At 65.3% G+C, this 26,330-nt stretch carries 27 protein-coding genes and 2 pseudogenes; 19 read left to right on the top strand and 10 right to left on the bottom strand.

Annotation, left to right across the window (positions count from 1 at the left end; translation table 11 throughout):
- The first annotated feature begins 347 nt into the window (after positions 1 to 347).
- The 4 genes from ACNI3R_RS12170 (at position 348) to ACNI3R_RS12155 (ending at position 6,070) form a co-directional block, all read left to right on the top strand.
- Positions 348 to 2,261: an outer membrane protein assembly factor BamB family protein gene (locus ACNI3R_RS12170; protein ID WP_426183622.1), complete on the top strand. Its 1,914-nt coding sequence runs from the start codon at positions 348 to 350 to the stop codon at positions 2,259 to 2,261.
- Between the two features lie 104 nt (positions 2,262 to 2,365).
- The gene (locus tag ACNI3R_RS12165) at positions 2,366 to 2,842 is read left to right on the top strand and encodes a hypothetical protein (RefSeq protein ID WP_426183621.1); all 477 of its coding nucleotides are present in this window, start codon (positions 2,366 to 2,368) and stop codon (positions 2,840 to 2,842) included.
- 80 nt (positions 2,843 to 2,922) lie between these two features.
- Complete coding sequence (guaA, locus tag ACNI3R_RS12160; RefSeq protein ID WP_426183619.1) at positions 2,923 to 4,521, top strand: glutamine-hydrolyzing GMP synthase; 1,599 nt, start codon at positions 2,923 to 2,925, stop codon at positions 4,519 to 4,521.
- A 292-nt stretch (positions 4,522 to 4,813) separates the two neighbouring features.
- Entirely contained in the window at positions 4,814 to 6,070 is a 1,257-nt protein-coding gene (locus tag ACNI3R_RS12155; protein WP_426183617.1) for a tyrosine-type recombinase/integrase, read from the top strand.
- Positions 6,071 to 6,127: 57 nt separating this feature from the next.
- On the opposite strand, the pseudogene ACNI3R_RS12150 reads toward ACNI3R_RS12155, so the two are convergent.
- From ACNI3R_RS12150 to trbB, 4 genes and pseudogenes are all read right to left on the bottom strand, one after another.
- Positions 6,128 to 6,466 (bottom strand): annotated as a pseudogene (locus ACNI3R_RS12150) (conjugal transfer protein TrbE); the annotation flags it as partial.
- Positions 6,467 to 6,475: 9 nt separating this feature from the next.
- Complete coding sequence (locus ACNI3R_RS12145; protein ID WP_204993715.1) at positions 6,476 to 6,757, bottom strand: VirB3 family type IV secretion system protein; 282 nt, start codon at positions 6,755 to 6,757, stop codon at positions 6,476 to 6,478.
- The gene (locus tag ACNI3R_RS12140) at positions 6,757 to 7,089 is read right to left on the bottom strand and encodes a TrbC/VirB2 family type IV secretion system protein (protein WP_426183614.1); all 333 of its coding nucleotides are present in this window, start codon (positions 7,087 to 7,089) and stop codon (positions 6,757 to 6,759) included. Before ACNI3R_RS12140 ends, ACNI3R_RS12145 begins: the two co-directional genes overlap by 1 nt.
- On the bottom strand, positions 7,086 to 8,027 hold the full coding sequence (gene trbB, locus ACNI3R_RS12135) for a P-type conjugative transfer ATPase TrbB (RefSeq protein ID WP_426183691.1): 942 nt from the start codon (positions 8,025 to 8,027) through the stop codon (positions 7,086 to 7,088). Before trbB ends, ACNI3R_RS12140 begins: the two co-directional genes overlap by 4 nt.
- Before the next feature lie 350 nt (positions 8,028 to 8,377).
- On the opposite strand from trbB, the gene ACNI3R_RS12130 reads away from it, so the two are divergent.
- The gene (locus tag ACNI3R_RS12130; protein ID WP_426183612.1) at positions 8,378 to 8,635 is read left to right on the top strand and encodes a helix-turn-helix transcriptional regulator; all 258 of its coding nucleotides are present in this window, start codon (positions 8,378 to 8,380) and stop codon (positions 8,633 to 8,635) included.
- Positions 8,632 to 9,900, top strand: coding sequence for a type II toxin-antitoxin system HipA family toxin (locus ACNI3R_RS12125; RefSeq protein ID WP_426183611.1), 1,269 nt, complete (start codon positions 8,632 to 8,634; stop codon positions 9,898 to 9,900). The genes ACNI3R_RS12130 and ACNI3R_RS12125 overlap by 4 nt, the downstream gene beginning before the upstream one ends.
- Before the next feature lie 61 nt (positions 9,901 to 9,961).
- On the opposite strand, the gene ACNI3R_RS12120 is transcribed toward ACNI3R_RS12125, so the two are convergent.
- Entirely contained in the window at positions 9,962 to 10,462 is a 501-nt protein-coding gene (locus ACNI3R_RS12120) for a MarR family winged helix-turn-helix transcriptional regulator (RefSeq protein WP_426183609.1), read from the bottom strand.
- 91 nt (positions 10,463 to 10,553) lie between these two features.
- On the opposite strand from ACNI3R_RS12120, the gene ACNI3R_RS12115 reads away from it, so the two are divergent.
- Positions 10,554 to 10,982, top strand: a complete 429-nt coding sequence (locus ACNI3R_RS12115) for an SRPBCC family protein (RefSeq protein WP_426183607.1) — start codon at positions 10,554 to 10,556, stop codon at positions 10,980 to 10,982.
- Positions 10,975 to 11,364: an MGMT family protein gene (locus ACNI3R_RS12110; RefSeq protein ID WP_426183605.1), complete on the top strand. Its 390-nt coding sequence runs from the start codon at positions 10,975 to 10,977 to the stop codon at positions 11,362 to 11,364. Before ACNI3R_RS12115 ends, ACNI3R_RS12110 begins: the two co-directional genes overlap by 8 nt.
- Here ACNI3R_RS12110 and ACNI3R_RS12105 read toward each other — a convergent pair.
- Positions 11,357 to 11,734: a CopG family transcriptional regulator gene (locus ACNI3R_RS12105; protein ID WP_426183603.1), complete on the bottom strand. Its 378-nt coding sequence runs from the start codon at positions 11,732 to 11,734 to the stop codon at positions 11,357 to 11,359. The two genes, ACNI3R_RS12110 and ACNI3R_RS12105, sit on opposite strands and share 8 nt — an antisense overlap.
- Between ACNI3R_RS12105 and ACNI3R_RS12100 the strand changes: the two are divergent.
- Together ACNI3R_RS12100 and ACNI3R_RS12095 are read left to right on the top strand one after the other, a co-directional pair.
- Positions 11,685 to 13,055, top strand: a pseudogene (locus ACNI3R_RS12100) (DUF499 domain-containing protein); the annotation flags it as partial. The gene ACNI3R_RS12105 and the pseudogene ACNI3R_RS12100 sit on opposite strands and share 50 nt — an antisense overlap.
- A gap of 310 nt (positions 13,056 to 13,365) precedes the next feature.
- Positions 13,366 to 14,223, top strand: a complete 858-nt coding sequence (locus tag ACNI3R_RS12095; RefSeq protein ID WP_426183601.1) for a DUF1444 family protein — start codon at positions 13,366 to 13,368, stop codon at positions 14,221 to 14,223.
- A gap of 52 nt (positions 14,224 to 14,275) precedes the next feature.
- On the opposite strand, the gene ACNI3R_RS12090 is transcribed toward ACNI3R_RS12095, so the two are convergent.
- The 4 genes from ACNI3R_RS12090 to ACNI3R_RS12075 all read right to left on the bottom strand — a co-directional run bounded on the left by ACNI3R_RS12090 (position 14,276) and on the right by ACNI3R_RS12075 (position 15,974).
- On the bottom strand, positions 14,276 to 14,704 hold the full coding sequence (locus tag ACNI3R_RS12090) for a type II toxin-antitoxin system VapC family toxin (RefSeq protein ID WP_426183599.1): 429 nt from the start codon (positions 14,702 to 14,704) through the stop codon (positions 14,276 to 14,278).
- On the bottom strand, positions 14,701 to 14,943 hold the full coding sequence (locus ACNI3R_RS12085) for a type II toxin-antitoxin system Phd/YefM family antitoxin (protein ID WP_426183597.1): 243 nt from the start codon (positions 14,941 to 14,943) through the stop codon (positions 14,701 to 14,703). Before ACNI3R_RS12085 ends, ACNI3R_RS12090 begins: the two co-directional genes overlap by 4 nt.
- A 123-nt stretch (positions 14,944 to 15,066) precedes the next feature.
- A complete protein-coding gene (locus ACNI3R_RS12080; RefSeq protein WP_426183595.1) occupies positions 15,067 to 15,528 on the bottom strand; it encodes a PaaI family thioesterase in 462 nt (153 codons plus the stop codon).
- Positions 15,525 to 15,974, bottom strand: a complete 450-nt coding sequence (locus ACNI3R_RS12075) for a TetR/AcrR family transcriptional regulator (protein WP_426183689.1) — start codon at positions 15,972 to 15,974, stop codon at positions 15,525 to 15,527. Before ACNI3R_RS12075 ends, ACNI3R_RS12080 begins: the two co-directional genes overlap by 4 nt.
- Before the next feature lie 97 nt (positions 15,975 to 16,071).
- Between ACNI3R_RS12075 and ACNI3R_RS12070 the strand changes: the two genes are divergently transcribed.
- The 9 genes from ACNI3R_RS12070 (at position 16,072) to ACNI3R_RS12030 (ending at position 26,326) form a co-directional block, all read left to right on the top strand.
- Positions 16,072 to 17,418, top strand: a complete 1,347-nt coding sequence (locus ACNI3R_RS12070) for an aromatic ring-hydroxylating oxygenase subunit alpha (protein ID WP_426183593.1) — start codon at positions 16,072 to 16,074, stop codon at positions 17,416 to 17,418.
- Positions 17,419 to 17,444: 26 nt separating this feature from the next.
- Complete coding sequence (locus tag ACNI3R_RS12065; RefSeq protein WP_426183591.1) at positions 17,445 to 17,903, top strand: nuclear transport factor 2 family protein; 459 nt, start codon at positions 17,445 to 17,447, stop codon at positions 17,901 to 17,903.
- Between the two features lie 156 nt (positions 17,904 to 18,059).
- On the top strand, positions 18,060 to 18,149 hold the full coding sequence (locus ACNI3R_RS12060) for a K(+)-transporting ATPase subunit F (protein ID WP_426183589.1): 90 nt from the start codon (positions 18,060 to 18,062) through the stop codon (positions 18,147 to 18,149).
- A gap of 12 nt (positions 18,150 to 18,161) precedes the next feature.
- Positions 18,162 to 19,853 (top strand): potassium-transporting ATPase subunit KdpA, encoded by a 1,692-nt coding sequence (kdpA, locus tag ACNI3R_RS12055; RefSeq protein ID WP_426183587.1) that lies wholly within the window; start codon positions 18,162 to 18,164, stop codon positions 19,851 to 19,853.
- A gap of 28 nt (positions 19,854 to 19,881) precedes the next feature.
- The gene (gene kdpB, locus ACNI3R_RS12050; RefSeq protein WP_426183585.1) at positions 19,882 to 21,894 is read left to right on the top strand and encodes a potassium-transporting ATPase subunit KdpB; all 2,013 of its coding nucleotides are present in this window, start codon (positions 19,882 to 19,884) and stop codon (positions 21,892 to 21,894) included.
- A 10-nt stretch (positions 21,895 to 21,904) separates the two neighbouring features.
- Positions 21,905 to 22,495, top strand: a complete 591-nt coding sequence (gene kdpC, locus ACNI3R_RS12045; protein ID WP_426183583.1) for a potassium-transporting ATPase subunit KdpC — start codon at positions 21,905 to 21,907, stop codon at positions 22,493 to 22,495.
- Positions 22,495 to 25,152: a DUF4118 domain-containing protein gene (locus tag ACNI3R_RS12040; RefSeq protein WP_426183581.1), complete on the top strand. Its 2,658-nt coding sequence runs from the start codon at positions 22,495 to 22,497 to the stop codon at positions 25,150 to 25,152. The genes kdpC and ACNI3R_RS12040 overlap by 1 nt, the downstream gene beginning before the upstream one ends.
- Positions 25,149 to 25,826 carry a response regulator transcription factor gene (locus ACNI3R_RS12035; protein ID WP_426183579.1) on the top strand — a complete coding sequence of 226 codons (678 nt, stop codon included), beginning with the start codon at positions 25,149 to 25,151 and terminating at the stop codon, positions 25,824 to 25,826. Before ACNI3R_RS12040 ends, ACNI3R_RS12035 begins: the two co-directional genes overlap by 4 nt.
- Positions 25,827 to 25,912: 86 nt before the next feature.
- Positions 25,913 to 26,326 (top strand): EVE domain-containing protein, encoded by a 414-nt coding sequence (locus ACNI3R_RS12030; protein WP_426183577.1) that lies wholly within the window; start codon positions 25,913 to 25,915, stop codon positions 26,324 to 26,326.
- Positions 26,327 to 26,330 lie beyond the last annotated feature (4 nt).

Raw genomic sequence — 26,330 nt, 5'->3', positions numbered from 1 at the left:
TATCCGACTGGAAGACGGGGTCAACGGCTGCGTCCCACTCGATTCCTGCTCTGCAGTCGGTCGGAGCTTGTGCCTGAAAGAAGGTGCGGGAGACCCGGCATCCATTAGTCAGGCCTTCGCGGCTTTGGGTGCGGCAGGCTTTGTCTTTCAGGCAATGTCTCCGCGAAGCCAAAGCCTCCGCGCGCATCGTGCATCCCCCTCCAACCCAACCCCACCCTACACAAACATGCAGGCATGATTGTTTTTTCTTGCCAGCCTCGCCCCTCCTGCTGTTTCTAGCGGCGCGCGCCTGATGCGGTCGACTCGAACTCGGCGGTCGCGATGCGTGCGGAGGGAGAGGAATGCGGGTGAACAAGCGGAAGGTGGCTGCCGTCGGGGCAGCGTTGGCGCTGATCGTGGCGGGCGCCGCCAGCGTGACCGGGCAGCCGGTCAGCGAAAGCCAGGCGATGGAGAAGAAGCGGATCCGCTCGCAGGACGAGCTGCAGAGCAAGGACCGCAACGCGATCGACCCCGCCACCGCGCCGGGCCGCACAATCTACGCCGACAATTGCGCCGCCTGCCATGAGGGCCGGGTGCCGCGCGCGCCGTCGCCGACCTTCCTGACGCTCCTGCCCGGCGACACGATCGTCGCCGCGCTGACCAGTGGCGTGATGAAGGCGCAAGGGGCCGCCCTGACCCCGCAGCAGCGCGTCGAGGTCGCCGAATATATCACCAAGCGCAAGCTGACCGCCGAAGCGAAGCCGGTGCCGCCGCCCGTCTGCAAGGGGCCGAAGCTGGCGCTCGACATGAACGACGCGCCGCGCCCGGTGGGCTGGGGCCAGGACAATCGCCGCTTCATCCCGGCCGACATGGCGAAGCTGTCTCCGCAAGCCGTCGGCAATCTCAAGCTCAAATGGGCCTTTGCCTTCCCGGCCGCGCTGCGCGCCCGGTCGCAGCCGGCCTATGCCTGGGGCACGATGTTCGTCGGCAGCCAGGACGGCACCGTCTATGCCTTCGATCTCGACAGCGGCTGCACCAAATGGACGCAGCGCGTCTCCGCCGAAGTCCGCACCGCGATCGTCCCCGACGCCGCCAACAAGCGCCTCTATTTCGGCGACCTTCTGGGCCGCGCCTATGCGCTCGACGCCAAGACGGGCAAGATCCTGTGGCAGGAGAAGCTTGACGACCATCCCGACGCGACGATCACCGGCACGCCCACGCTGGGCGGCGGGATGCTCTATGTGCCGGTGTCCTCGCTCGAGGTCGCGCAGGCCGGCGATCCCAAATATCCGTGCTGCACCTTCCGCGGTTCGGTCGTCGCGCTCGATCCGGCAACAGGCAAGCCGCATTGGCGCGCCTACACGGTGGTCGAGGAACCGGTCGAGCATGGCAAGACCAAGGTCGGCACCCCGATCATCGGCCCGTCGGGCGCGCCGGTGTGGAACAGCCCGACCTATGACGCGCGCACCAGGCGCATCTATTTCGGATCGGGCGAGAATTATTCCTCACCCGCCGACGACAACAGCGACGCGGTGTTCGCGGTCGACGCCGTCACCGGCAAGCGGCTGTGGCATACGCAGCTGACCAAGGGCGACGCCTGGAATGTCGGCTGCATGCTGGGCAATGACAGCTGCCCGAAGGAAGATGGCCCCGACCATGACGTCGCCGCCTCGCCGCTGCTGATCCCGGTCGACGGGGATCGCAATATCCTCGTCGTCGGCCAGAAGTCGGGCGAGGCCTGGGGCATCGATCCGGACAGCGGCAAGATCGTCTGGCAGGAGCGCCTCGGCCATGGCGGCACCCAGGGCGGCGTCCATTTCGGCATGGCAGCCGAAGGCACCCGCGTTTACGTGCCGATCAACGACATGGCCGATACCGGCGACGCGCGCGTCTATGACGCCGCGATCCGGGGCGCGGGGCTTCACGCGATCGACGCCGCGACCGGCAAGGTCCTGTGGAATGCGAAGGCGGCGACCGACTGCAAGGACCGCAAATTCTGCGATCCGGGTGTGTCGGCGGCGGTGACGGCCATTCCCGGCGTGGTTTTCGCGGGGCACCTCGACGGCATGTTCCGCGCCTATGACGGGGCGACGGGCAAGCTGCTCTGGGAAACCGACACGACCAAGACCGTGAAGACCATCACCGGGGCAGAGGGCCATGGCGGCTCGATGAGCGGCCCCGGCGCGCTGGTCGTCGACGGGCATGTGGTGATCAATTCGGGTTACGGCATGTACGCGCATATGCCCGGCAATCTGCTGATGGTGTTCGCACCGGCCAAATGATCGACTTGGGTTGACCGGGCGGCGGCCTGCTCATTCAGCTTGCCGCAAGCTCGCCCCGCCTAATCGCAGTGAAACGGAGTCACTCGATCGGGCGGGGCGTTTTCATGATCAGGAAGTTCATCGCATCGGCAGCCGCAGCGGCGCTCCTCGCGGGCGTGATCGCCCCGGCCGCGCAGGCCCGCCCCTATTGGGGCCCGCGCCATCATCGCGGTGGCGGTGGTGGCGACACCTTCGGCAATATCCTGCTCGGTGCCATCATCGGCGGCGGCATCTTCGCGGTCGCCTCCTCGGCGTCGAAGAAGAACAAGTCGGTCCCCTCGCGCAGCGGCGACGACCAGCGCGACGATTTGCGCCGCGACGGCGACGATGCCCGCGAGGTATCGTCGATCTGCACCGAGGCGGTCGAGACTATGGCGCGCGGTCCGGTGTCGTCGGTCGACTCGGTCGGGCGCGAAGGCCCCGATGGCTGGCGCGTCGACGGCGTGGTGCGCGGCGAGCGCGGCGACCGCGAGTTTCTCTGCGACGTCCGCGAGGGCATGGTCGAGAATATCCAGCTGCGCGAGCGCCTCGCCGCGCGCTGATGCGTCCTGCGATCGGTCGATAGGGGGCAGGGCGGTCAAGCCGGCTGGACAGGCGCGCCGCCTGCCATTATCGGCTCCCCATGACAGCCCAGCTTCCCACCGCATCCGCCCATGGCATCGGCTCGCAGCCTTCCGAGTCGATCCTGATCGTCGATTTCGGCAGCCAGGTGACCCAGCTCATCGCGCGGCGTGTGCGCGAGGCGGGCGTCTATAGCGAAATCGCTCCTTTCAGCAGCGCCGACGCCGCCTTCGACCGGTTGAAGCCGAAGGGCATCATCCTGTCGGGTGGGCCGGCCTCGGTCGCCGACATGGGCAGCCCGCGCGCGCCGCAGCGCTTCTTCGAGGCGGGCATTCCGATCCTGGGCATCTGCTATGGGCAGCAGACGATGTGCCAGCAACTCGGCGGTTCGGTCACTCCCAGCCATGACAGCCGCGAATTTGGCCGCGCCTTCATCGAGGTGAAGAGCCGCTCGGCGCTGTTCGACGGCCTGTGGAAGGAAGGCGAGCAGCATCAGGTGTGGATGAGCCATGGCGACAAGGTCGACGCGCTCCCGCCCGGCTTCTCTCCGGTCGCGGTGTCGGAAGGCGCGCCCTTCGCCGTCACCTCGGACGAGAAGCGCCGCTTCTACGGCGTCCAGTTCCACCCGGAGGTCGTCCACACTCCCGATGGCGGCAAGCTGATCGCCAATTTCGCGCGCCATGTCTGCGGCCTTGCCGGCGACTGGACGATGGCCGAGTTCCGCGCGACCAAGATCGCCGAGATCCGCGCGCAGGTCGGCGACGGCAAGGTTATCTGCGGCCTGTCGGGCGGCGTCGACAGCGCGGTGGCGGCGGTTCTGATCCACGAGGCGATCGGCGACCAGCTGACCTGCGTGTTCGTCGACCATGGCCTGATGCGCATGGGCGAGGCCGATCAGGTCGTCAGCCTGTTCCGCGAACATTATGGCATCCCGCTCGTCCATGTGAACGCTGAGACGCTGTTCCTCAACGGCCTCAAGGGCGTCACCGACCCCGAGGCCAAGCGCAAGTTCATCGGCAAGACCTTCATCGACGTGTTCGAGGCCGAGGCGAAGAAGATCGGCGGCGCCGGCTTCCTCGCGCAGGGCACGCTCTATCCCGACGTGATCGAGAGCGTCAGCTTCACCGGCGGTCCGTCGGTGACGATCAAGAGCCACCACAATGTCGGCGGCCTGCCCGAGCGCATGAACATGAAGCTCGTCGAGCCGCTGCGCGAGCTGTTCAAGGACGAGGTCCGCGCGCTCGGCCGCGAACTCGGCCTGCCCGAGATTTTCGTCGGACGGCACCCCTTCCCGGGTCCGGGTCTGGCGATCCGTATCCCGGGCGAGGTGACCAAGGAGCGCTGCGACATCCTGCGCAAGGCCGATGCCGTTTATCTCGACGAGATCCGCCGCGCGGGTCTCTACGACGCGATCTGGCAGGCCTTCGCGGTCCTGCTGCCGGTCCGCACCGTCGGCGTGATGGGCGACGGCCGCACCTATGATTCGGTCTGCGCGCTGCGTGCCGTGACCTCGACCGACGGCATGACCGCCGACGTCTACCCCTTCGACAGCGCCTTCCTCAGCCGCGTCGCGACCCGCATCGTCAACGAGGTCCAGGGCATCAACCGGGTGGTTTACGACTATACCTCGAAACCGCCTGGCACGATCGAGTGGGAATAATTCATGCCCGTCCGAGGGTATCCAAAACTACGCCAGAATACGCTCTAACCCACTGAAAAAAAAAGTAATCAAGCCACAGCCTATCGATGTCTATCGGTGGGCATGGAACGCGTCTGTCGTGCCCGCTGATGGACCGCACTCCCGTTGATCATCCTGAAAATCGAAAGTGCCGCCAGAGCGACAGAGGCTCGTGACGGTACTTTTTTCAGCCTAACGCGCTGAACATAAATGGAAAAATTCGTCGGAGCCTCCAAAAACCGCGTGACGGTCTTTTTGCGCGAGGAGGCCCAGAATGTTGACGGATGCGGCACTCAAGTGTCTGAAACCAAGAGCCAAAATGTACAAGGTGACTGATCGTGACGGCATGTATGTGCGCGTCGCACCCACAGGCGGCATCTCGTTCAGGCTCGACTACCGGCTGAATGGCAGGCGCGAGACCGTCCATCTGGGCAAGTACGCCCGAGATGGGATCTCGCTCGCCCGGGCGCGTGAACTGTGCCTGGACGCGAAACGGATGATCGCCGAGGGGCGGTCTCCCGCCATCGAGAAGCAGCGGGAGAAGCGGCGGATCAAGGAGGCCAAGAGCTTCGGTGAGTTCGGCGAGAAGTGGCCGACGGGCGCGCCCATGGCGGACAGCACGCGCGCCATGCGCCGCGCCATCTTCGAGCGCGAACTCAAGCCCATTTGGCGGAACCGGTTGCTGACCGAGATCACGCCTGATGACCTGCGCGCACACTGCGCCAAGATCGTGGAACGCGGCGCGCCGGCGACGGCCATCCATGTGCGGGATATCCTGAAGCAGATCTATGGCTTCGCCATTCTCCACGGCGAGAAGATCGCGAACCCGGCTGCTGACGTCGGTCCTGCTTCGATCGCCACCTTCACGCCCAAGGACCGGGCGCTGTCGCCGACCGAGATTCGCATCATGCTCAAGCAACTCGAGCATGTGGCAACGCTGCCGACGATCCGCCTCGGCATGAAGCTCTATCTTCTCACGATGGTCCGGAAGAGCGAGCTGCAGGACGCGGTCTGGGACGAGATTGATTTCGAAAATGCCGTCTGGACGATCCCGAAGGAGCGCATGAAGCGATCGAAGGCGCACAACGTCTATCTGTGCCGGCAGACCCTCGACATCATGATCGCGCTGAAGACCTGCGCCGGTAATTCCCGGTATCTGCTGCCGTCCCGCTACGATGCGGATGCGCCGATGTCGCGGGCGACCTTCAACCGGGTCACCTACGCTGTCGTCGAACAGGCCAAGAAGGAGGGGCTGCCGCTGGAGCCGTTCACCGTCCATGATCTTCGGCGCACGGGGTCGACGCTGCTCAACGAGCTGGGCTTCAACCGCGACTGGATCGAGAAGTGCCTGGCGCACGAGGATGGGCGTTCATCGCGCGGCGTCTATAACAAGGCCGAGTACGAAGTTCAGCAGCGCCACATGATGCAGGAATGGGCTGACACCGTCGATGCCTGGGTCGAGGGCCGGAAACATGTTCCGACGCTGTTGCCGACAGTCATGCCGCCTATCGCGATCGATCCTGCCCTTTGACCGGGCGGGACTTGCGCTTGGTGACGTCCGGATGCTGCGCGCGATGGATTGGCTTTGCGCGTCCGCTTCCTCGAAATCGGCCTTGCGCTCTGCATCAACGAGGGCGGAGGCGGCGTCCGCGAAGCGGCTTGCCGGATAGGAGGCGGCTTCGTGACGCTGCGCTTCGACGAAGATCGCCCAGCCCGAGCCCAGACGCCGGAAGGCGTTGTTGAGGCGACTGGCGACGGCCACCAGTTCGGCGGCCACAGCTGAGTCGAGATCGGGACCACGAAAGCGCGCGGTGCGCTGGAAGCTGCCATCCTTGTTGAGCACGACCCCTTCGTCGACCAAGGCCGCCCAGGGCAGGAAATCCGCGAGGCGGGTCGCGGTGCGGCGATATTCGGCGAGGTTCATCATGGCCACGCCTCAGACCGCGAGATGACCCGGAATGCGCAGATGCCGGCGGCCTACCTCCACGAAGAGCGGATCGCGCTTTGCTGCCCAAACGGCGGCGAAATGGCCGATCGCCCAGATGAGGAGACCAACCAGCCATAGCCGCAATCCGAGACCGACAGCGCCGGCGAGCGTGCCATTCATGATGGCGATGCTGCGTGGTGCGCCGCCCAGCAGGATATGCTCGGTCAGCGCGCGGTGGACCGGAACCGAAAAGCCCGCGACCTCATCGGGATGATGCAGGAGGCCCGCCATCAGACGAGCGCTCCGCCGCCGAACGAGAAGAACGACAGGAAGAAGCTGGACGCCGCGAAGGCAATCGACAGGCCGAAGACGATCTGGATGAGGCGCCGAAACCCCCCGCTCGTATCGCCGAACGCGAGCGTCAGGCCGGTGACGATGATGATGATCACTGCGATAATCTTGGCGACCGGCCCCTCGATCGACTGAAGGATGGACTGCAGCGGCGCTTCCCAGGGCATCGAAGAGCCGGATGCGTGGGCGGCAGGCGCCAGAAGAAAGCTCAGGGTCAGCGCGGTGGCGGCGGTCGCGAGGCGCTGATGGCTGCGCGCGATATGTCGGATCATGCGGGTTCTCCTTGTGGGGCGGGAGGCGGGGTTGCGGGGGAAAGGCGGTAATCGGTGTCCGTCCCGAGCCCTTCGACGCGGGTGAGTTCGGCGAGACGCCGCGCAGCGCCACGACCGGACAGCACCGCTACGAGGTCGATGGTCTCCGCGATCAGCGCCCGGGGGACGGTGACGACGGCTTCCTGGATGAGCTGCTCGAGGTATCGCAGCGCGCCGAGCGCGGTGCCGGCGTGTATCGTGCCAATCCCGCCGGGATGGCCGGTGCCCCAGGCCTTCAGGAGATCGAGCGCCTCAGACCCACGCACCTCGCCGATCGGGATCCGATCCGGCCGCAGCCGCAGTGAGGAGCGCACCAGGTCGGACAGCGTCGCGACACCGTCCTTGGTGCGCATGGCGACGATGTTCTGCGCCAGGCATTGCAGCTCGCGGGTGTCTTCGATGACGATGACGCGGTCGGTCGTCTTCGCGACCTCGGCCAGGAGAGCATTGGTCAGGGTGGTCTTGCCGGTGCTGGTTCCGCCGGCCACGAGGATGTTGGCGCGCGATGCGACCGCCTGCCGGAGAATGGCGGCCTGGTCTGCCGTCATGATGCCGGCCGCGACATAGTCGTCGAGCGTGAAGACGGCGACGGCAGGCTTGCGGATCGCGAAGACCGGAGCCGTCACGACCGGCGGCAGCAGGCCCTCGAAGCGCTCGCCGGTTTCGGGGAGCTCGGCCGAGACACGCGGTCGACGGTCATGCACCTCGGCACCGACATGATGGGCGACGAGGCGGACGATGCGTTCGCCATCGGCGGCCGAAAGTCGTTCCCCCGTATCGGACAGGCCGTCAGAGAGCCGGTCGACCCAGAGCCGCCCATCCGGGTTAAGCATGACCTCGACGACTGCAGGGTCTTCCAGGAATCGGGCAATCGCAGGCCCCAACGCGGTGCGCAACATGCGTGCGCCGCGTGAGGCTGCTTCCGATTGCTGATGGTTGACCGCCACGTCGTCCCCGTTCGCTTGCGGGCCCGCGCGACGCGCGGCCCTGGATCGGGGATGAGTAAGAAAGGCAGGAATTGGGGCGTTGCAACAACGCTCAGGGGGTCATCGTACTGTGGCGAAGAAAGACAGGTGATCGGCGGACCCGCGTCGAGCCATCGCAGCGTCTGGGCCTACAGATTTGGGCGATTTCCCGAGCGGGAAAAACTCAGGCTAGGGAGCTACCCCGAGGCACAAGCTTTCCCGAGCGGGAAATTCCGATAGACATTCTTCTGAAATCCATGATACTTTCCCGTTCGGTAAATATCATGGCCAGACGCAACCTCACTACCGCCGAGATCGGCGACATCGTCCGAACCACCCGCAAGGCTGCTAGCCTGCGGCAGGACGAGCTTGCGGGTGCAGCGGGCGTCGGCCTGCGCTTCATCGTTGATCTCGAGGCCGGCAAGCCAACCGCGCAAATCGGCAAGACGCTTCAGGTCCTGGCAGCGCTCGGATGTTCGCTTGATATCACGCCGCCGCCCGACACCAAAGGAATGCGGCCGAAAGATCCTCAGAAGCCATGACGCGCACCCTCGATATCTGGTGGGATGGGCGCCTGGTGGGCCAGTTGACGCAGGACAAGCACGGGGAACTCGGCTTTGCCTATGCGCCGGCTTGGCTTGACGATGAGCAGGCGCAGCCCTTGTCCGCTTCGCTGCCCAAGCGGGCGGAACCGTTCAGTCGCCGCGAGTGTCGCCCGTTTTTCGGCGGTCTCCTGCCGGAGGAAAGCCAGCGCGACGCCGCGGCTCAGGCACTCGGCGTGTCGCGCGCCAATGATTTCGCCCTTCTCGATCGCCTCGGCGGCGATGTCGCGGGCGCGCTCCAGCTTCTGCCGCCCGGCGAAGTACCGGCTACTCTTGCCCCCGATCAACGGCCAACCCCGCTTGACGATGCGGGCCTGATCCAGGTGCTGGACGCGCTGCCCGTCCGCCCGCTGCTTGCGGGCGAGGAAGGATTGCGCCTCTCGCTCGCCGGCGCGCAATCTAAGGTGCCGGTGGTGCTGGTGGACGGGGCGGTGGCCTTGCCTGCTCCGGGCCAGCCGACGACGCATATTCTCAAGCCGCCGATATCGCGTTTCACGGCCACGACCGAGAACGAGGCCTTTGTCATGCGCCTTGCGGCCGCAATTGGCCTCGACGTTGCGCCGGTGGAAGCGCGCATCGTTCAGGATCGAACATTTCTGCTGGTCCAACGCTATGACCGCGCCATTGGCGACGATGGCATTGTGCGCCGGATCCATCAGGAGGATTTCTGCCAGGCGCTCGGCGTGCCACCGGAGACCAAATATGCCAGCGAAGGCGGCCCGACCTTCAGGGATTGCTTCGCGCTGCTCCGCCGCAGCGCCGCAAGGCCCGCGGTCGATGTGCTGAAGCTTCTCGATGCGGTGATCTTCAATGTGATCGCCGGGAACGCCGACGCACACGGCAAGAATTTTTCGATCCTCTATGACGCCGAAGGCCCACGCCTTGCCCCGCTGTATGACCTGCTTGCGACAGTTGCCTATCCCGATCTCTCGCCGAAATTTGCTATGAAGATCGGGAAACGGGCGACGCTTACCGAACTTGACGCGAAGGGGTGGGCAGCGTTCGCAGCGGACGCGGGTATCGGCTTGCCGCTGATACGCAGGCGGGTCGCGGAGGTCAGCAGAAGCGTCCGCGAGAAGGCAACCGCCGTCGCCGAGGAGCTTTCGCGTCCCGGGTTGGACCGAACGGCCATCGAGCAATTTGCCAAACTGATCCGCGACCGTGCTGAGCACTGCGCATCAACGGTGGCCCGGGCCCTCCAGTGAGCGCCTACAGCTCAAGGCCGACAATCGGGGCTATGCCCTCATCGGGCCATCCTTGCGCGTATCATCCGCTGGCAGGCAACGTGGCGAAACCCGATGTCAGCCGATCGATGACCTTCACGGCAAGCTGACGCTCCAGCTCATCTGCATGCGCAAACTCCGCCTCGATGGACTTGCCGAGACGCGCATAGATTCGATCCGCCTCAACCCGGAACCTCGGCAGTAGGGCGATCGTGGCGCGACGACGGTCATCGAGGTCCTCGAGCCGTTCCGCAAAGCCCGCCTTCACAAGTCGGTTGATCAGCGCCGTTACCGATCCGCTTGTCAGGGAAAGACGCGTTCCAATCTCGCCCGCCGTGAGCGGCCCACCTTCGAGCGCGTTCACACAGCGCAAGTCTGTCACGTGTAGCCCGAGCTCTCCGGCGGCTTGGGCATCGAACCGGAACATCGCCTCATAGAGCCGACGAGTCGCCATCAGGATCGCTCGCGCGTCCAACATGTTGCTCTGGATTTCGATGTTGCCCTCCTTAGCGTTGCCGATCCGCTTCGCAGAAGCAGCGATCATTCATCAACACCGTCGCCGATGTGCGGTTGACACAGCCATGCCCTCTGATAAATCTTGATCATCAAGATAATACGATCCTGCCGAGGCTTCAATGTGGCATCATCGCTATGAGGAATCGACCCCGCTCGCCTGTGAGGCACTTTGGCCAGTCCTGGCCGAGGTCGCGCGTTGGCCTGAGAGCGATCACAACATCGAGTACCTGATTATCGAAAGTCCGCCCGGTCCGGGCGTGCCTTTCATATTGAAACCGAAGGGCGGCCCGAGGCTGAATTTCGTGATCGGCGAATTCGAGCCGCCATCACGCTATAGCGACGTGTGCAAGATGCCGTTTGCCACGATGCATACGCGCCACACGTTGATCCCCGCATCCGAAGGCACCAGGATCAGGATCGATATCGAGATCATTGGTCCGCTTGCCCGCCTGTGGGGCCTCCTCGTCGGACGGAAGCATGCGGGCGGGCTCCCCGCGCAGACTGCACGCTTCATAGAAGGTGCGCGGCGGCGCGCCGCGAATGGCTGAGCGTTCGGTCGCTTTCGACAATATGCGGCGCGCATTGCTGGCCTATGTCCAGGCCATTCCTTTTGCCGCTGTCGTAGAGGTACAGGCGATAGCGGGCGCCCTCAACATCCCGGCCCGCCATGCGGCATACATCCTGTCGCGCCTCTCTATCGACGAGACCGACTTATGTCCCTGGCATCGGGTGGTACCAAGGAATGGCGTATTCTCCGGCGGCAGGAAATCCTCATCACGAACGGCGCTTCAGATCGCCCTCCTTCGGCACGAAGGCGTTCCATTCGCCGACGATGTGAGGATCGACCTCGGGCGGGCGACACTCTGGCGTCCTCCCGATACGTATCGGACGACATTCTGGGCCGACTATGAGGGCGACGCCATCACGTGACGATGGTCTGGCCGGAAGCCGGTCCGTCGGCTTGTTCGTCTGGTTGCTTCGTTTCAGCGATATCGTCCGGAATCTCCCGCAAGAAGCTCTGCCCCTTCTGCAGGCGCCTCCCCAGCGTTTCGATAAAGCCTTCGTAGCGCTCCCGCCCTTTGGCTTGAGCTGACCCCTGCGCATCGTTCGGCACGGGCGGCGTGATGGTCAGCCAGAACCGGACGAACAGGGCCAGTGTCTCTGCGGTGACGCCGAGGTCGCGCTCCAAGCGCTGGACCTGGCGCGACAGGCGATCGAGGCGGCGCGCGAACGCGGCCTCGCGCTTGTCCGCGCCATCAGGTGACGCGCTGCGGCGGCTGACCAACCAGGCCAAGTTCATGCACGCCGATCTCGGGCGCTACTGGTACTCGATGTCGGCGAGCCTCAATCACATCGCAGCCGACAAGGCAGCGCAGATCGAGACGGCGCTCGTCCTGATGACGATCGACAGCGAGCTGAGCAAGTCTGTGAACAGCCTCGCTGATCGCGGGCACTTCGACGCCGTTCAGGTGGCGCCGGCCTCGTCTGCAGAAGTACCGGACGAAGCTGGAGGCGTGCGGGCAGTCGTGCTGGGCGTTGCGCATCCGCACAATGGCCGCGAGGGATCCGAGGCGTTGGTCGAAGCCAAGGACATCCTGATGCAGCGTGGCAGCACGCCGCGTGTCTATCGCAACATGCTGGTCTTCATCGCCGCAGATTCCCGGCAGCTCGACAATCTGAAAGATGCAGTGCGAGCGTCCCTCGCCTGGGGCGAGATCGTCCGCGACACCGAGCGGCTGAACCTCACGCAGAGCGACAGCGCGCTGGCCAAGGCCAAGTTGGCTGAATCGAACGAGACGATGAAGACACGCCTGAAAGAGGCGTGGTGCTATCTTCACTATCCGGCGCAGGAGAGCGCACAGGCCGACGTCGAGTGGGTCTCGGGCAAGATCCCCGCTCAGGACGGGCTGCTGGCGCGGGCCAGCAAGAAGCTCGTGGCCGAAGAAGGGTTGCTCACGGAACTGGAGCCGACGCGCCTTGATCGCGATCTCCAGAAGTACATCTGGAACGGCAAGCCGCATCTCTCGCTCAAGGATCTGCGGGAGTATCTCAATCGCTACATCTATCTGCCGCGTTTGAAGAACCAGGAGGTTCTGATCAAGGCCGTGCAGGCCTCAGCAGGCGGGATGATCCCGGGGCCCTTCGCCTATGCCGAGCGATGGGACGAGAAGTCGGACATCTATCTGGGCCTAGCCATCGAGCGGGCCGCTAACGCGGCAGTCGTGATCGACAGCGACAGCGTCATCGTGAAACCTGCCGTGGCCGAGGCCCATCGACCGGCTCCGGTACAGCCCGGAAGTGGCGGGGGCACGGAGGTTCCCGGTGAGAAGACGCCTGAGACCGGGACACAGCCGACGGGTGGCACGCCGCAGCCTCCAGCTACTGAAAAGAAGCCAACTCGGTTCACGGGTACCGTGATGATCTCTTTGGAACGACCAGCCCGCGAAATCCATCAGATTGTCGAAGCGATCGTCGAGCAGCTCACGACGCTGCCTGGGAGTTCGGTGAAGCTGAAGCTAGAGATCGACGCCGAAGTTCCATCGGGGCTCGACCGGGCGAAGGTGCGGACGTTAGTCGAAAACGCCAATACGCTCGGGTTCATCGAGAAGTCCGTCGAGTAGATTCTCGCGCATGAGGAGGAACTTTGCTATGCAGCTGACGGTACTTTCGAGGGGTCTGTACCGATGCCGCTTTTGGCCCGAGGAGGTGCCCGGAGAGGCAATCGAAGCCGATAGATGCCGGAACCGCGAAAATATTTTTTCTGGCAATTTTCTCAATGAAATCAAAAGCGTAGCATTTTGACGGCCTCACAGTCGGAGAATCGCCGTCAGAATGGGCGCTTACCATAGAGTTTTCAGAGACTTATGCGAAATTCAGACAATCGAGTGGGAATGAGCTAAGCTTCCTCCCACCAAAAAAGGGGAGGGGCGCATGCGATTCCTAGGCCGGCGGCAGCTTATCCTATCGGGCATCATCGGCTCCATAGTCGCATGGTTCGCTTCAACGCGCGCCACGGCCCGAAGCTTCGGCAGCGTCAGCGAACTGCGCGAGGCCGTGATGGCATCGGCGCGGACCGCTCCCGGTGTCACGCAGGTCGTCGCCGATCCCGACAATGCGGCGCAGTTCACCTCGACGATCGACGGCGATGCCGTGACGTCGGACGTGACCAACCTGTTCGGCTATCTCTCGGCCTACCCGGACGAGAAGCCCGATGAAGCGATAGCGCGCTTCGTACGCTCTATGGTCGAGAGCCGGAGCAAGGCGATCAGCGACGCTATGATCGTGCCGGTCATTCGCACCCGCGACTATGTGAAGGAAGCGGATCGCACGGGGCAGACGCTGCTCCATGAGCCGTTCGGCGCTGATCTCGTCACCATCTATATGGCGGACCGGCCCGACTCCATGGCGCCGATCGGTCTCAAGGATCTGCCGGGCAGAGCGTTGGAAAACGTCCGGAAGACGGCCCTCGGGAATCTGCGCAAGTCGCTGCCCAAGGTCGTTCAGGACGACGGTCTGGGCGCCGGCATGCTCTATTATGTCGACGACAATCCGATGCTGTCGCCGAGCCTTCTGCTTCTCGATGAATTCTGGCAATCGATCGCCGATCGCTTCCCCGGCGACGTCCTGATCGCCCTCCCGCGCAAGGATCAACTCTTCATCTTCGACGACGACCCGAAGAGCGAGCCGGTGGCGCGTCGCCTGATCGAGATCACCATCGAGGAGGACTTCAACCTGCTCACGCCGCAACTCTACGCGCGCCGGAAGGGGCAGATCGTGGCGGTGTCTTGATGATGCTAGAGCCCTGATCCTTCGCTGTGAAGTCAGAGGCGAACGCAGGCGCTCATGCAAGCATCTGTGTCGGAACGCCCAGCGCCGGGCCTGCATCGGCCATCCGCCGGTCGAGCGTCTGAACCGTTGCTCCATGATCCGCCGCAATCGCGAGATGCAGAGCATCGCCGGCGCGTAGTCCCAGGACATGCTGGTCTGTAAATCTTGCGGCCATCCGGAACTGCACACCGGTTACCGGCAACAGCGTGAAGCTCTCCGCTATGAACCTGTTGAACAAAGCGAGGATGTTTGCGCGCTGTTCGAGGCCGATGTGACCCGTCCGAAGCTTGATGGCCATAGCCGAGGAAAATTCCGTGACGGTCCAGTCGCTGATAAGAAGCTCAGCTGGGTCCTGCTCGGCCAGCCAGGTCTGAACCTCCGGCGTCAGCGCCTCATTGGAAAGCGCCGTGACGATCAGCGACGTGTCGAGATAGACCGTCAATAGCGGTCGCCATCGCGCATCGAGCGGACCAGATCCGCAGCGCCCTGTGGCTGTGGTGGGAGCGTGGCGGTCAGAGATTGCAGCAAGGTGAGGGAAACCGGCGTGCGGGGCTGGGCTGCGCCGGTAAGGCGGGCGACGGGCTTGCCGCGCCGCGTGATATCGATCGAGCCGCCTGCCTCGACGCGATCGATCAGTTCGCTCAGATGGGCTTTGGCTTCTGCCAGACTGATCGCATCCATATCACGCTCCTGACCATGTAGATGGTCATATGGCGCGTTCCTTTCGAGAATTCCAGTGAAGTCTTTGCCCCCATCTCTCGCCGCTCGTGATCGGAGACAGGGTAATCTCCGGAGCTGTCCGAACTATCCGTCCTTTCCAGCGATCGGAAACACCAGGAGGGTCGACGTCGCCGAGGCGCAGAGGCGGCCTTGTGCGTCGAGGAGGCGGGCTTCGGAGAAGCCGACGCGGCGGCCCAGTGAAACGAGCTTACCTTCGGCGCGGACCGGACCGCTCGTCTCGCTCAGCGCGCGATGGGAGGATACCTTGAGTTCGAGCGCCGTATAGCCCTGCCCGGCGGGCAGGCTCGAATGGACCGCGCAGCTGCAAGCGCTGTCGAGCAAGGTGGCGGCATAGCCGCCATGGACCGAGCCGATCGGGTTGAACATGCGGCTCGTCGGCGATCCTTCGAACACCACGCGGCCGCGTTTCAGTTCGACCAGCCGAAACTCCAGCGTCTCGCCGATCGGTGGATTCCGTCCAGCGGCCATCATCGCGGCGAGCTGGTCATGACCGTCCAGATCCGCCAGATCCTGTGTCACGTTCATGCGACTTCTTTCCTCAGGCTGCCGATCCAGGAGCGGGTTTCGGACAGGATCTCGTCGGAGAGCGGTGCGGTGCCGACCGCCCTTGACAGGATGAGCGCCCCCACCAGAGCCGACCATCGGCCGATGGCGGCGCGGCGTCGCTCGGCGTCGGTGCCGCTCGGCAAGGCGTCCGCCAAGCGGACGATCTGCGCGTCTATTCCCTCGGCCATCGCGGCCTGCGCCTCGGGCGTCTGCTGCTGCATGAGGCCGGCGAGGCTCGCCGTCGGACAGCCCTGTTCGGGTGCATCACGGTGGCGCGGCGAGAGATAGGCTTCGATCCAGGCGTCGATGTCGACCGTCTCGGGGACATTCGCCGACAGGCTCTGGGCCACCACGGCGGCGATCAGCGCGTCCTTCGACGCGAAATGGCCATAAAAGCCGCCATGCGTCAGGCCTGCCGCCTTCATCACATCGGCGATCGTAACCGCCTCGCGGCTGCCCTATTGGCTAGCAGATTGCTGCCGGCTTCGTGATACTCTCCCGACAGAGAGGAACGAGACAGGCATGAACCAGGCGCGCGAAGGCTTTCGGATCGATCCGGACTGGTATTGGTCGAGGGAACGGGCCGGGCTCGAATGGGAGCATGTCTGGTCGAAGCTCTGGCACATGGGGCCGCGTGTGGAGGAAGTCTCCGAGCCGGGCGACGTCTATGTCCACAGCCTGGGGCGCGAGAGCCTGTTGTTCGTCCATGGCGACGACGGCGAGGTTCGCGGGCTGTTCAACGTCTGCCGCCATCGCGGCAACCGTCTGCTGCTCAGCGAGGACGGCCCGGCTTATGCGACGCAGTTCAAATGCGCCTTTCACGGCTGGTGCTTCGACCTTTCGGGCAAGCTCGGAGAGCTTCCCTATCGCGAGCGTTTCGACCCTGCAGTTCTGGCCGACGAGACGCGGACCGCGCTCGCCCGTTTCCGCGTGGAGCAGTTCGCCGGCTGGTACTGGTTCACGCTCTACGATCAGGCGCCCGACCTTGCCACCTATCTTGGTCCGATCGGCCCGCGTCTGGCACCTTACCAGCTCGAGAAGGCCCGCATCGTCGATTACAAGACCTTCGAATTCGGCGCCAATTGGAAGACCGTGTTCGACGCCTTCAACGAGAGCTACCATTTCCAGACGCTGCATTCGGACATATTGAGCTGGGGCAATGAGGATGCGCCGATCACCCTGCTCAACATTCACAGCTATATGGTCAACGAATATGGCCGCCCGTCGCGGATGTATCCCGATCAGGACAGCGTGAATCCCTCGCTGCAGGCGCTGCTTCAGGCCAATGGTATCGACCCCGCGACCTTCCCCGGCAAGGCCGGCGACGTGCGCGCCGCGATCCGTGACACGAAGCGCGCGCGGCAGGCGATGGGCGACGAGACCTTCCCCTATGCGACGTTGACCGATGGCCAACTGACCGACGCCTATCATTACATGCTGTTCCCCAGCACCCACTTCAATCTCTTCCCTGAATTCTATGTGGCGATGCGCTATCGCCCGCATCCGGGCGGCGATCCCGAGAAGATGTATTTCGACTTCATCATGTGCGCTGCGCTCGAAGAGGGGGAGACGGTGCCGCTCTACGAGCATCGGGTGGTGCGCGGGGGCGCCGAGCGGGTCGCCGACGTGCTGCAATGGGGCAAGCGCAGCCATCCGATCGTCAACCAGGTGCTCGACGAGGATGTCGGTCTGGTCGAGTTCGTGCAGCGCGGCCAGCGATCGCAAAGCTTCGACGAGGGCATTTTGAGTTCTGACGAGCGGCGGATCGACCATTTCCATCGGATGATCGACGAACTGATCCGGGGTCAGTCGATAGCGGAGCTGATCGCGCGCTATGCCGTCGAGCCGGACGCGCATAGCGGCGTCTGATGTCGGCGGGATGTGAGGAGAGGGCGATGAGCCGGCAGCAGAATATCGATCTCGTGAACCGCTATTTTCAGGCGATGCATGACAATGACTGGGCCACGGTCGAGGCGATGTACCATGACGACATCGTCAACCACATGGCGGGAACCACGCCCGCATCCGGGCGTATCGAGGGCAAGGCGGCGATGACCGACGATCTCGTCGCGGCGCAGGTCCATGCCGCGATGGTGCCCGAAGAGATGCAGTTCGCCCGCCGCTGGAAGGTGATGTGCGCCGATGACGAGCGGGTGGTCGCGATCATGGAGGGGGGCGGCCCGACGAGGGCCGGCGACCGCTATGACCAGACCTATTGCGAGATCTTCCGCTTCCAGGACGGCAAGATCATCGAGATGCACGCCTTCTTCGACACCGCGCTCGCCGAGCGGGCCTTGTTCGACAATCCGCTGCGGCAGCCCCGTGGCCCGGCGGCGAAGCCGCTGACCTATTGAGTGTTGCGCGCTGCTGATCTGTTGTTTTCCTGAGAGCGAGGGGGCACCGCTTCCTCAGAAATTTATGCGCGCTTTACGCAGCGCGATGAACATGCCCCGCGCGGCTTAACGCCGTTCGGTGCCATCTGGTCGGCCACCCTGGCTGGAGGTGGCCCGATGAATTTCGATCTGTTTCTGGGCGCGGCCGTCGCGTGCGCCGTGCTTGTCTATCTGCTGGCAGTGCTCGCCACGCCAGAGCGTTTCTGAGCGAGGCGGGCCATGACGTTTGCCGGCTGGAGCATGATCCTGCTCTTCACCTTGTCCTTCGTCCTGCTGGCCAAGCCGGCGGGCGACTGGATGCACGCCCTCTATTCCCGCGCCAATCTGCCCGGAGGCGGTATCGAGCGCTTCCTCTATCGCATTGGTGGCGTCGATCCTGACGCCAACCAGAGCTGGGTCGGCTATGCCATGTCGCTGCTGGCCTTCAACCTCGCGGGTCTGGCATTCCTGTTCGCGATCCTGAAATTGCAGCATGTGCTGCCGCTGAACCCGCAGGGCTTCGGCAGCGTCGAGACCCTGCTCGCCTTCAACACGGCAGTCAGTTTCGTCACCAACACCAACTGGCAGAATTATGGCGGCGAGGCGACGATGTCGCATCTGTCGCAGATGCTGGGCCTGACCGTGCAGAATTTCCTGTCGGCAGCGACCGGCATTGCCGTCGCCTTCGCCGTTATTCGCGGCTTCGCCCGGAAGGAAGCGCAAGGCATCGGCAATTTCTGGGTCGATGTGACGCGGGTCACGCTCTACCTGCTGCTGCCGCTCAGCCTTCTGCTTGCGCTCGTCTATGTGGCACTCGGCGTGCCGCAGACCTTTACCGGCTCGGTTGTCGCGACCACGATGGAGGGCGCCCGGCAGACGATCGCGCTGGGCCCGGTGGCATCGCAGCTGGCGATCAAGATGCTCGGCACCAATGGCGGCGGCTTCTTCAACGCCAATTCCGCGCACCCCTTCGAAAACCCCTCGGCGCTCTGCAACTTCATCCAGATGGTGTCGATCTTCGTGCTCGGCGCAGGGCTGACGCTGACCTTCGGCAAGGCGGTGGGCAATGTCCGGCAGGGCTGGGCGCTGCTTGCGGCGATGACGATCCTGTTCCTTCTCGGTACCGCCGTCGCCTATGGCGCGGAAGCGGCCGGCAATCCGCTCCATCAGGCGCTCGGCCTTGCCGGCGGCAATATGGAGGGCAAGGAGGTCCGCTTCGGCATTGCGGCCACCGCGCTGTTCGCTGCTGTTACGACCGCCGCCTCCTGCGGTGCCGTCATCGGCATGCACGACAGTTTCATGCCGCTCGGCGGGCTGGTCGCGATGTTCAACATCCAGCTCGGCGAGATCGTGATCGGCGGCGTGGGCGCGGGGCTCTACGGCATGCTCGTCTATGCCATTCTCGCGGTGTTCGTGGCCGGGCTGATGGTCGGACGCACCCCCGAATATATCGGCAAGAAGATCGAGGCGCGCGAGATGAAGCTCGCGGTCGTCGCCATCGCCCTGCCGCCGCTGGCGATCCTGGGCCTGACCGCCGTGGCGAGCGTCACCGCTGCGGGCCTGGCAGGCCCGCTTGCCAAGGGCGCGCACGGTTTCAGCGAGATACTCTATGCTTTCTCCAGCGCGGTCGGGAACAATGGCTCGGCTTTCGGCGGCCTGTCGGGCAACACGCCCTTCTACAATCTGCTGCTCGCTCTCGGCATGGCGGTGGGTCGCTTCGGCGTGATCCTGCCGGTGCTGGCGATTGCCGGAGGCCTGGCCGCCAAGCGCAGCGTGCCTGCCGGAAGCGGTTCCTTCCCGACCACCGGTGCGCTGTGGATCGGCCTGCTCGTGGCGATCATCCTGATCGTGGGCGGCCTCACCTTCCTGCCGAGCCTCGCGCTCGGACCGATCGCCGACCAGGCCCAGATCGCGGCCGGCACGCTCCTCTGACCGGCTCGCTTCCTCGAAAGGCATGACCATGTCTGCTCCCACTTCGCTCTTCACCGGGCCGTTGATGGCCTCCGCTGCGCGCGACGCCGTTTTGAAACTCGACCCCCGGGTCCTCATCCGCAATCCCGTGATGTTCGTGACCGCTCTCGTCGCCGCTCTCTCGACAGCCCTGCTGGTCAAGGGGATTGCGACGGGCACCGGCAATCCGCTGTTCGAAGCACAATTGGTGCTCTGGCTTTGGCTCACCGTGCTCTTCGGCAACTTCGCCGAGGCGCTCGCGGAGGGGCGCGGCAAGGCGCAGGCCGCCAGCCTGCGCGCGACCAAGGCCGAATTGCGCGCCAAGCGACTGCGCGGTCGCGACGGCGGCTGGGATCTTGTCGACGCCAGCGGCCTGTCTCTCGGCGATCTGGTGATCGTCGAAACGGGTGATCTGATCCCGGCCGATGGCGAGGTCGTCGAAGGCGTGGCCTCGGTCAACGAGGCTGCGATCACCGGCGAGAGCGCACCGGTGATCCGGGAGGCAGGCGGCGACCGCTCGGCCGTCACAGCCGGCACGCGCGTGATTTCGGACAGCATTATCGTCCGCGTCACGGCGGCGGCAGGACAGGGCTTTCTCGATCGCATGATCGCTCTGGTCGAAGGCGCGAGCCGCCAGAAGACCCCGAACGAGATCGCGCTGACCATATTGCTGGCCGGCCTCACCCTGATCTTCCTGATCGCGGTCGGTACGCTACCCGCCTTTGCGGCCTATGCGGGCGGCAGCCTCGCGGTGCCGGTGCTGGTGGCGCTGTTCGTCACGCTGATCCCCACGACGATCTCCGCGCTGCTGTCGGCGATCGGCATTGCCGGGATGGACCGGCTGGTCCGCTTCAACGTGCTCGCCAAGTCCGGGCGTGCGGTGGAGGCGGCAGGCGACATCGACACGCTTCTGCTCGACAAGACCGGCACCATCACCATCGGCGACAGGCAGGCAACGGCCTTCCTTCCGGTCCCGGGCGTGAGCGAGGCCGAACTCGCCGCCGCCGCCCGGCTGTCCAGCCTGGCCGACCAGACGCCCGAGGGCCGGTCGATCGTGGTACTGGCGGGTGAGGGCGAGGGACTGCCCGAAGGGGCCGAGCCGATCGCCTTTACCTCGCAGACCCGGGTGTCGGGGCTGCGCATCGGTGAGCGGGAATTGATCAAGGGCGCGGTCGATGCCGTGCTCCGGCGGGTCGGAGACGTTTCCGGGGCCGACCGGCTGCGGGCGATCGCCGACGACGTCGCGCGCCATGGTGCGACGCCGCTCGCGGTCGCCGACGGCAAGCGGTTGCTGGGGGTCGTGCAGCTCAAGGATATCGTCAAGGCGGGCATCCGTGAGCGTTTCGGCGAACTGCGCCGGATGGGCATCCGGACCGTGATGATCACTGGCGACAACCCGCTGACGGCGGCCAGCATCGCGGCGGAGAGCGGTGTCGACGACTTCCTCGCCGAGGCGACCCCCGAGGACAAGCTGGCGCTGATCCGGCGCGAGCAGCAGGGCGGCAAGCTCGTCGCGATGTGCGGCGACGGCACCAACGACGCCCCCGCGCTGGCGCAGAGCGACGTGGGCGTCGCGATGAACACGGGCACCCAGGCGGCACGCGAGGCGGGGAACATGGTCGACCTCGACAGCGACCCGACCAAGCTGATCGAGATTGTCGGGCTGGGCAAGCAGATGCTGATGACACGCGGTGCCCTGACCACTTTCTCGATCTCGAACGACGTCGCCAAATATTTCGCGATCCTGCCCGCGATCTTCGTGGTGCTCTATCCGGGCCTCGCCGCGCTCAATATCATGGGTCTCCACAGTCCGCAGAGCGCGATCCTGTCGGCGATCATCTTCAACGCTCTGATCATTCCCGCGCTCGTTCCGCTCGCGCTGAAGGGCGTTCGCTACCGCCCGGCGCCCGCTGGCGACCTGCTTGCGCGCAACCTGGGCATCTACGGCGTCGGTGGGCTCGTCGCGCCCTTCCTGGGCATCAAGCTGATCGACCTTGCCGTGACCGGCCTCCATCTCGCCTGAGGGACAGACTATGTTCACCGAAATTCGCGGCGCGCTGCGCCCGGCCGTCATCCTGTTGGCGACCCTCGCCCTGCTGACCGGCCTCGTCTTCCCGGCTGTGGTGACCGGGATCGCCCAGGTCACCATGCCGGGCGCTGCCAATGGCAGCCTGATCCGCGAAGGCGACCGGATCATCGGTTCGGAACTGATCGCCCAAGGTTTCGCCGGCCCTGCCTATTTCCACTCGCGCCCCTCGGCAGCGGGGCAGGGCTATGACGCCAGCGCATCGGCCGGTACCAATCTCGCACCGGGCTCCCAGGCCCTGCGCGATGCAATTGCAGCGCGCGTGACCGAAGCGCGCGCTCAGGGACTGACCGGGGATCTTGTTCCTCCTGACCTGGTCACCACCTCCGCCTCGGGGCTGGATCCCGATCTCAGCCCCGAGGCGGCTCTTTCCCAGATCAAGCGGGTTGCCGCCGCGCGTGCGATCGACGAGGGGCGGCTCCGCTCGCTGGTCGCAGAACAGGTCGAGCGTCCTCTGCTCGGGATAATCGGCGAACCGCGCGTCAATGTGCTGCTGCTCAATCGACAGCTGGACCGGATCGCGCCTATCAAACGCTGATGGTCGAGCCCACGCGCCCCTCACCCGAGCTTCTTCTGCGGGCCGCGCGTCGGGAGGCGCGCGGCCGGCTCAAGATATTCCTCGGTGCGGCCCCCGGGGTGGGCAAGACCTTCGAGATGCTGCGCGAAGGCGCGGAGCATTTGCGCAATGGCACCGATGTCGTCGTCGGCATACTCGAAACCCATGGCCGGGCCGAGACGCAGCGCCTCGCTACCGGGCTCGAGATATTGCCTCGGCGGTCGGTGCGGCACGGCGCCCACGAACTGAGCGAGTTCGACCTCGACGCCATGCTCGAGCGTCGACCGCAGGTCGCGCTGGTCGACGAACTGGCGCACAGCAACGCGCCGGGCAGCCGGCATCCCAAGCGTTGGCAGGACATAGAGGAGTTGCGCGACGCCGGCATCGACGTGCTGACCACGCTGAACGTTCAGCATGTCGAGAGCCTCAACGATCTCGTCGCCAGCCTCACCCGTGTCCGCGTTCGGGAAACGGTGCCCGACCGCATTCTGGACGATGCCGAACTCGAGATCGTCGACCTGCCGCCCGACGAACTGATCGAACGGCTGAAGGCGGGCAAGGTCTATGTGCCGCAGGAAGCCAGCCGGGCGCTGGCGCATTTCTTTTCCAAGGCGAACCTGTCCGCTCTGCGCGAACTTGCTCTGCGCCGGGCGGCGCAGTCGGTCGACCGGCATCTGCTGGACCATGTCGACAGCGTCGGCGAGGACGGCGTGTGGGGGGCGGGCGAGCGCATCATCGTCGGCATCGGCGACGGACCCGGCGGCGAGACGCTGATCCGCACGGCGAAGCGGCTTGCCGACGCGCTGCACGCATCCTGGACGGTGGTGAGCGTCGAAACGCCGCGCAACGCCCATCTTGGCGCCCCGGCGCGCGATCGCACGGCCGAAGCCCTGAAGCTTGCCGCCACCCTGGGCGCGACCATCGCGACCGTTCCGGCCCGGTCGGTGTTCGAGGGGCTTCGCGACCATGTCCTGCAATCGCGCGCGACCGCCGTGGTCTTGGGCAAGTCGCGGCGCAGCTGGTGGTTCGAGCTTCGCCACGGTTCGGTGGTCGATCGGCTGGTGCGGACCCTGGACGGGGTCGCCGTCCATGTGGTGCCGGTCGCGGTAGGCCCGGCGCGCGAGGGGCCGCTGCGCCTGTTCGGCCGGTCTGCGTTGCGGGGTTCTGCGGTCGGCCTCGTCTTCGTCGCCATGACCACCCTGATCGCGAAGGTCGCCCAACCCTGGGTCGGGCCGCAGTCGATCGATCTGCTCTATCTGCTGCCGGTGATCGCGACCTCCACCTTGCTGGGGCTTCGGCCGTCGCTCGTCGCCAGCGTCGCGGGTGCGCTTGCGTACAACTTCTTCTTCCTGCCACCGCTCTACAATTTCACCATCGCCGACCCGCAAAATGTGGTGACGCTGCTCGTCCTGATGACGGTGGCGGTCGTCGCCAGCCAGCTCGCCGGGCGATTGCGGCGCGAGGCGACGATCGGCGCGCGGACAGCGAGCGAAAATGCCGCGCTGGCGGCCTTCGGTCAGCGGCTCGCGGCGGTATCCGACGAAGCCGGAACAGCCGCAGCAGTCTGCGAAGAGGTCGCCCATTTGCTCGACGTATCGACGGTGCTTCTGGCCAATGATGGCAAGCGTCTAGCGATGATCGGGGCCAATCCCGAGCGGCCGACCTTGGGGCCCATCGACGTCGCCGCTTATGAATGGGCCTATGAACGCGGTGAGGTGGCAGGCCGGGACAGCGGCACGCTCACCGCGAGCGATTGGCAATTCCATCCGCTGAAAACCGCGCTGGGCATCCTCGCCGTTCTCGGCGTCGCGCGGCCGGGCGGGGGCGATCCCATACCGACGGACAAGCGCATCCTGTTCACGACGCTGGTGGGCCAGGCATCGCTCGCCCATGAGCGGCTGACGCTGGAGGCGCAGGCGCGCGAGGTGAACGCGCTCAAACAGCGCGACGATCTGCGTGCGACCCTGTTGTCGTCGCTGGGCCACGACCTGAAGACGCCGCTGACGGCGGTGGTGGCTGCTGCCGACGAACTGGCCGCCGAAAGCGGAGAGACCCCGACCACGATCCTGTTGAAGAGCGAAGCACGGCGGCTTCGCCGGGTGTTCGACGATCTGGTCGAAATGACGCGGATCGAGGCCGGGGCGCTGGTCGTACGGCGGGAGGCGACCGACCTGACCGATGCCGTCGCTGCCGCCGCACAGGATCTGCGCGCCGAATTGTCGCGCCATCGGCTGGTCCTCGACGTTCCGCCGACGCTGCCGTTGGTCGAGGCCGACCCCCGGATGCTGCACCACATCCTGATCAACCTGCTCGGCAATGCAGCGAAATTCGCGCCGCCCGAAACCGCGATCCGCGTGGAGGCGCGCCGTCAGGCCGACGGGCTTACGCTCGCGGTGCAGGACGAGGGGCCGGGATTGCCCGAAGGTCGCGAGCAGCAGTTGTTCGATCGCTTTATCCGCGTCGTCGGCGACGACCGGACCGGTGGTACCGGCCTCGGACTGGCGATAGTGAAGGGCTTTGCCGATGCCATGGGGCTGGGTGTCGTGGCGCGTAATCGCCGCGAAGGCGGCGCGGCGTTTGAACTGGCCTGGCCGGCATCCGCCGTCAGGCGGCTGGGAAGCGGAGCGGAGCAGCGATGAGCCACGCCATCGTCATCGTCGACGACGAGCCCGCGATCCGGCGCCTCGTCCGCGCCGCGCTCGATCGGGCAGGCTATGCGGCGAGCGAAGCCGCGACCGGCGCCGAGGGGCTGACGGCGGCGCGGCGCGAGGGCTGTGATCTGGTTCTGCTCGACCTGGGCCTGCCCGACCGGGACGGGCTCGAACTGGTGCCGCTGATGAAGGCGATGGACCGCGCCGTGATCGTGCTCACCGCGCGCGATGCGACGGCCGAGAAGGTGGCAGCGCTCGATCTCGGCGCCGACGATTATGTGGTCAAGCCGTTCGACAGCGAAGAATTGCTGGCGCGCATCCGGGCGGCGCTGCGTCACCGTGCCGGGACTGCGGGAGCATCGGCGGCAGTGGTCGCAGGGGCCGTCTCGATCGATCTCGCCGCGCGGCGGGTGCTGCGCGCGGGCGAGGAGATCAAGCTCACGCGCAAGGAATATGCGGTGCTGGCCGAACTCGCCCGCCATCCCGACCGGGTGCTGACCCATGCCCATCTGTTGCGCGCGGCATGGGGCGAGGCGCATGTCGACGATATCGAATATCTGCGCGTCGCGATGCGCGGGCTGCGGCTGAAGCTGGAGGATGATCCGGCTGCGCCGCTGCTGCTGCGCAACGAACCGGGCGTGGGCTATCGTCTGGTCGTCTGATCGGCGCCTGTCGCCAGTGGCCGTCGCTGGCGCGTGGAAGCGGTGACCGCTAGAACGCCGGAGCGACGCAAGGCAGGAGACGCGATATGGCGCATTGGCTCGTGAAGTCGGAACCCAACAGCTATTCCTATGCCGACCTCGAACGCGACGGTCGCACCATCTGGGATGGCGTCCGGAACAATGCCGCCGCCCTGCACCTGAAGGCGATGCGCGAAGGCGACGAACTGTTCGTCTATCACAGCCAGGAGGGGCTGGCCGTGGTCGGCATCGCCCGGGTGGTGCGCGAGGCTTTTCCCGACGCCAGCGATCCTGCAGGCCGCTTCGTGGCGGTCGAGATCGCTCCCGTCCGTGCACTGTCGCGGGCCGTTACGCTGGCTGAGATGAAGGCCGAGGCGGCACTCACGGGCATGGCGATGCTGCGTCAGAGCCGACTGTCGGTCTCTCCCGTGAGCGACGAGGAATGGGCGACGATATTGGGGCTGGCGGAGAACCAAGCCTGACGGC

This window comes from Rhizorhabdus antheiae (genome assembly GCF_049889055.1).
Taxonomy (GTDB): Bacteria; Pseudomonadota; Alphaproteobacteria; order Sphingomonadales; family Sphingomonadaceae; genus Rhizorhabdus.
Note: the sequence above shows the minus strand (reverse complement) of the source record. Positions and strands in the feature narration are given on the sequence as shown.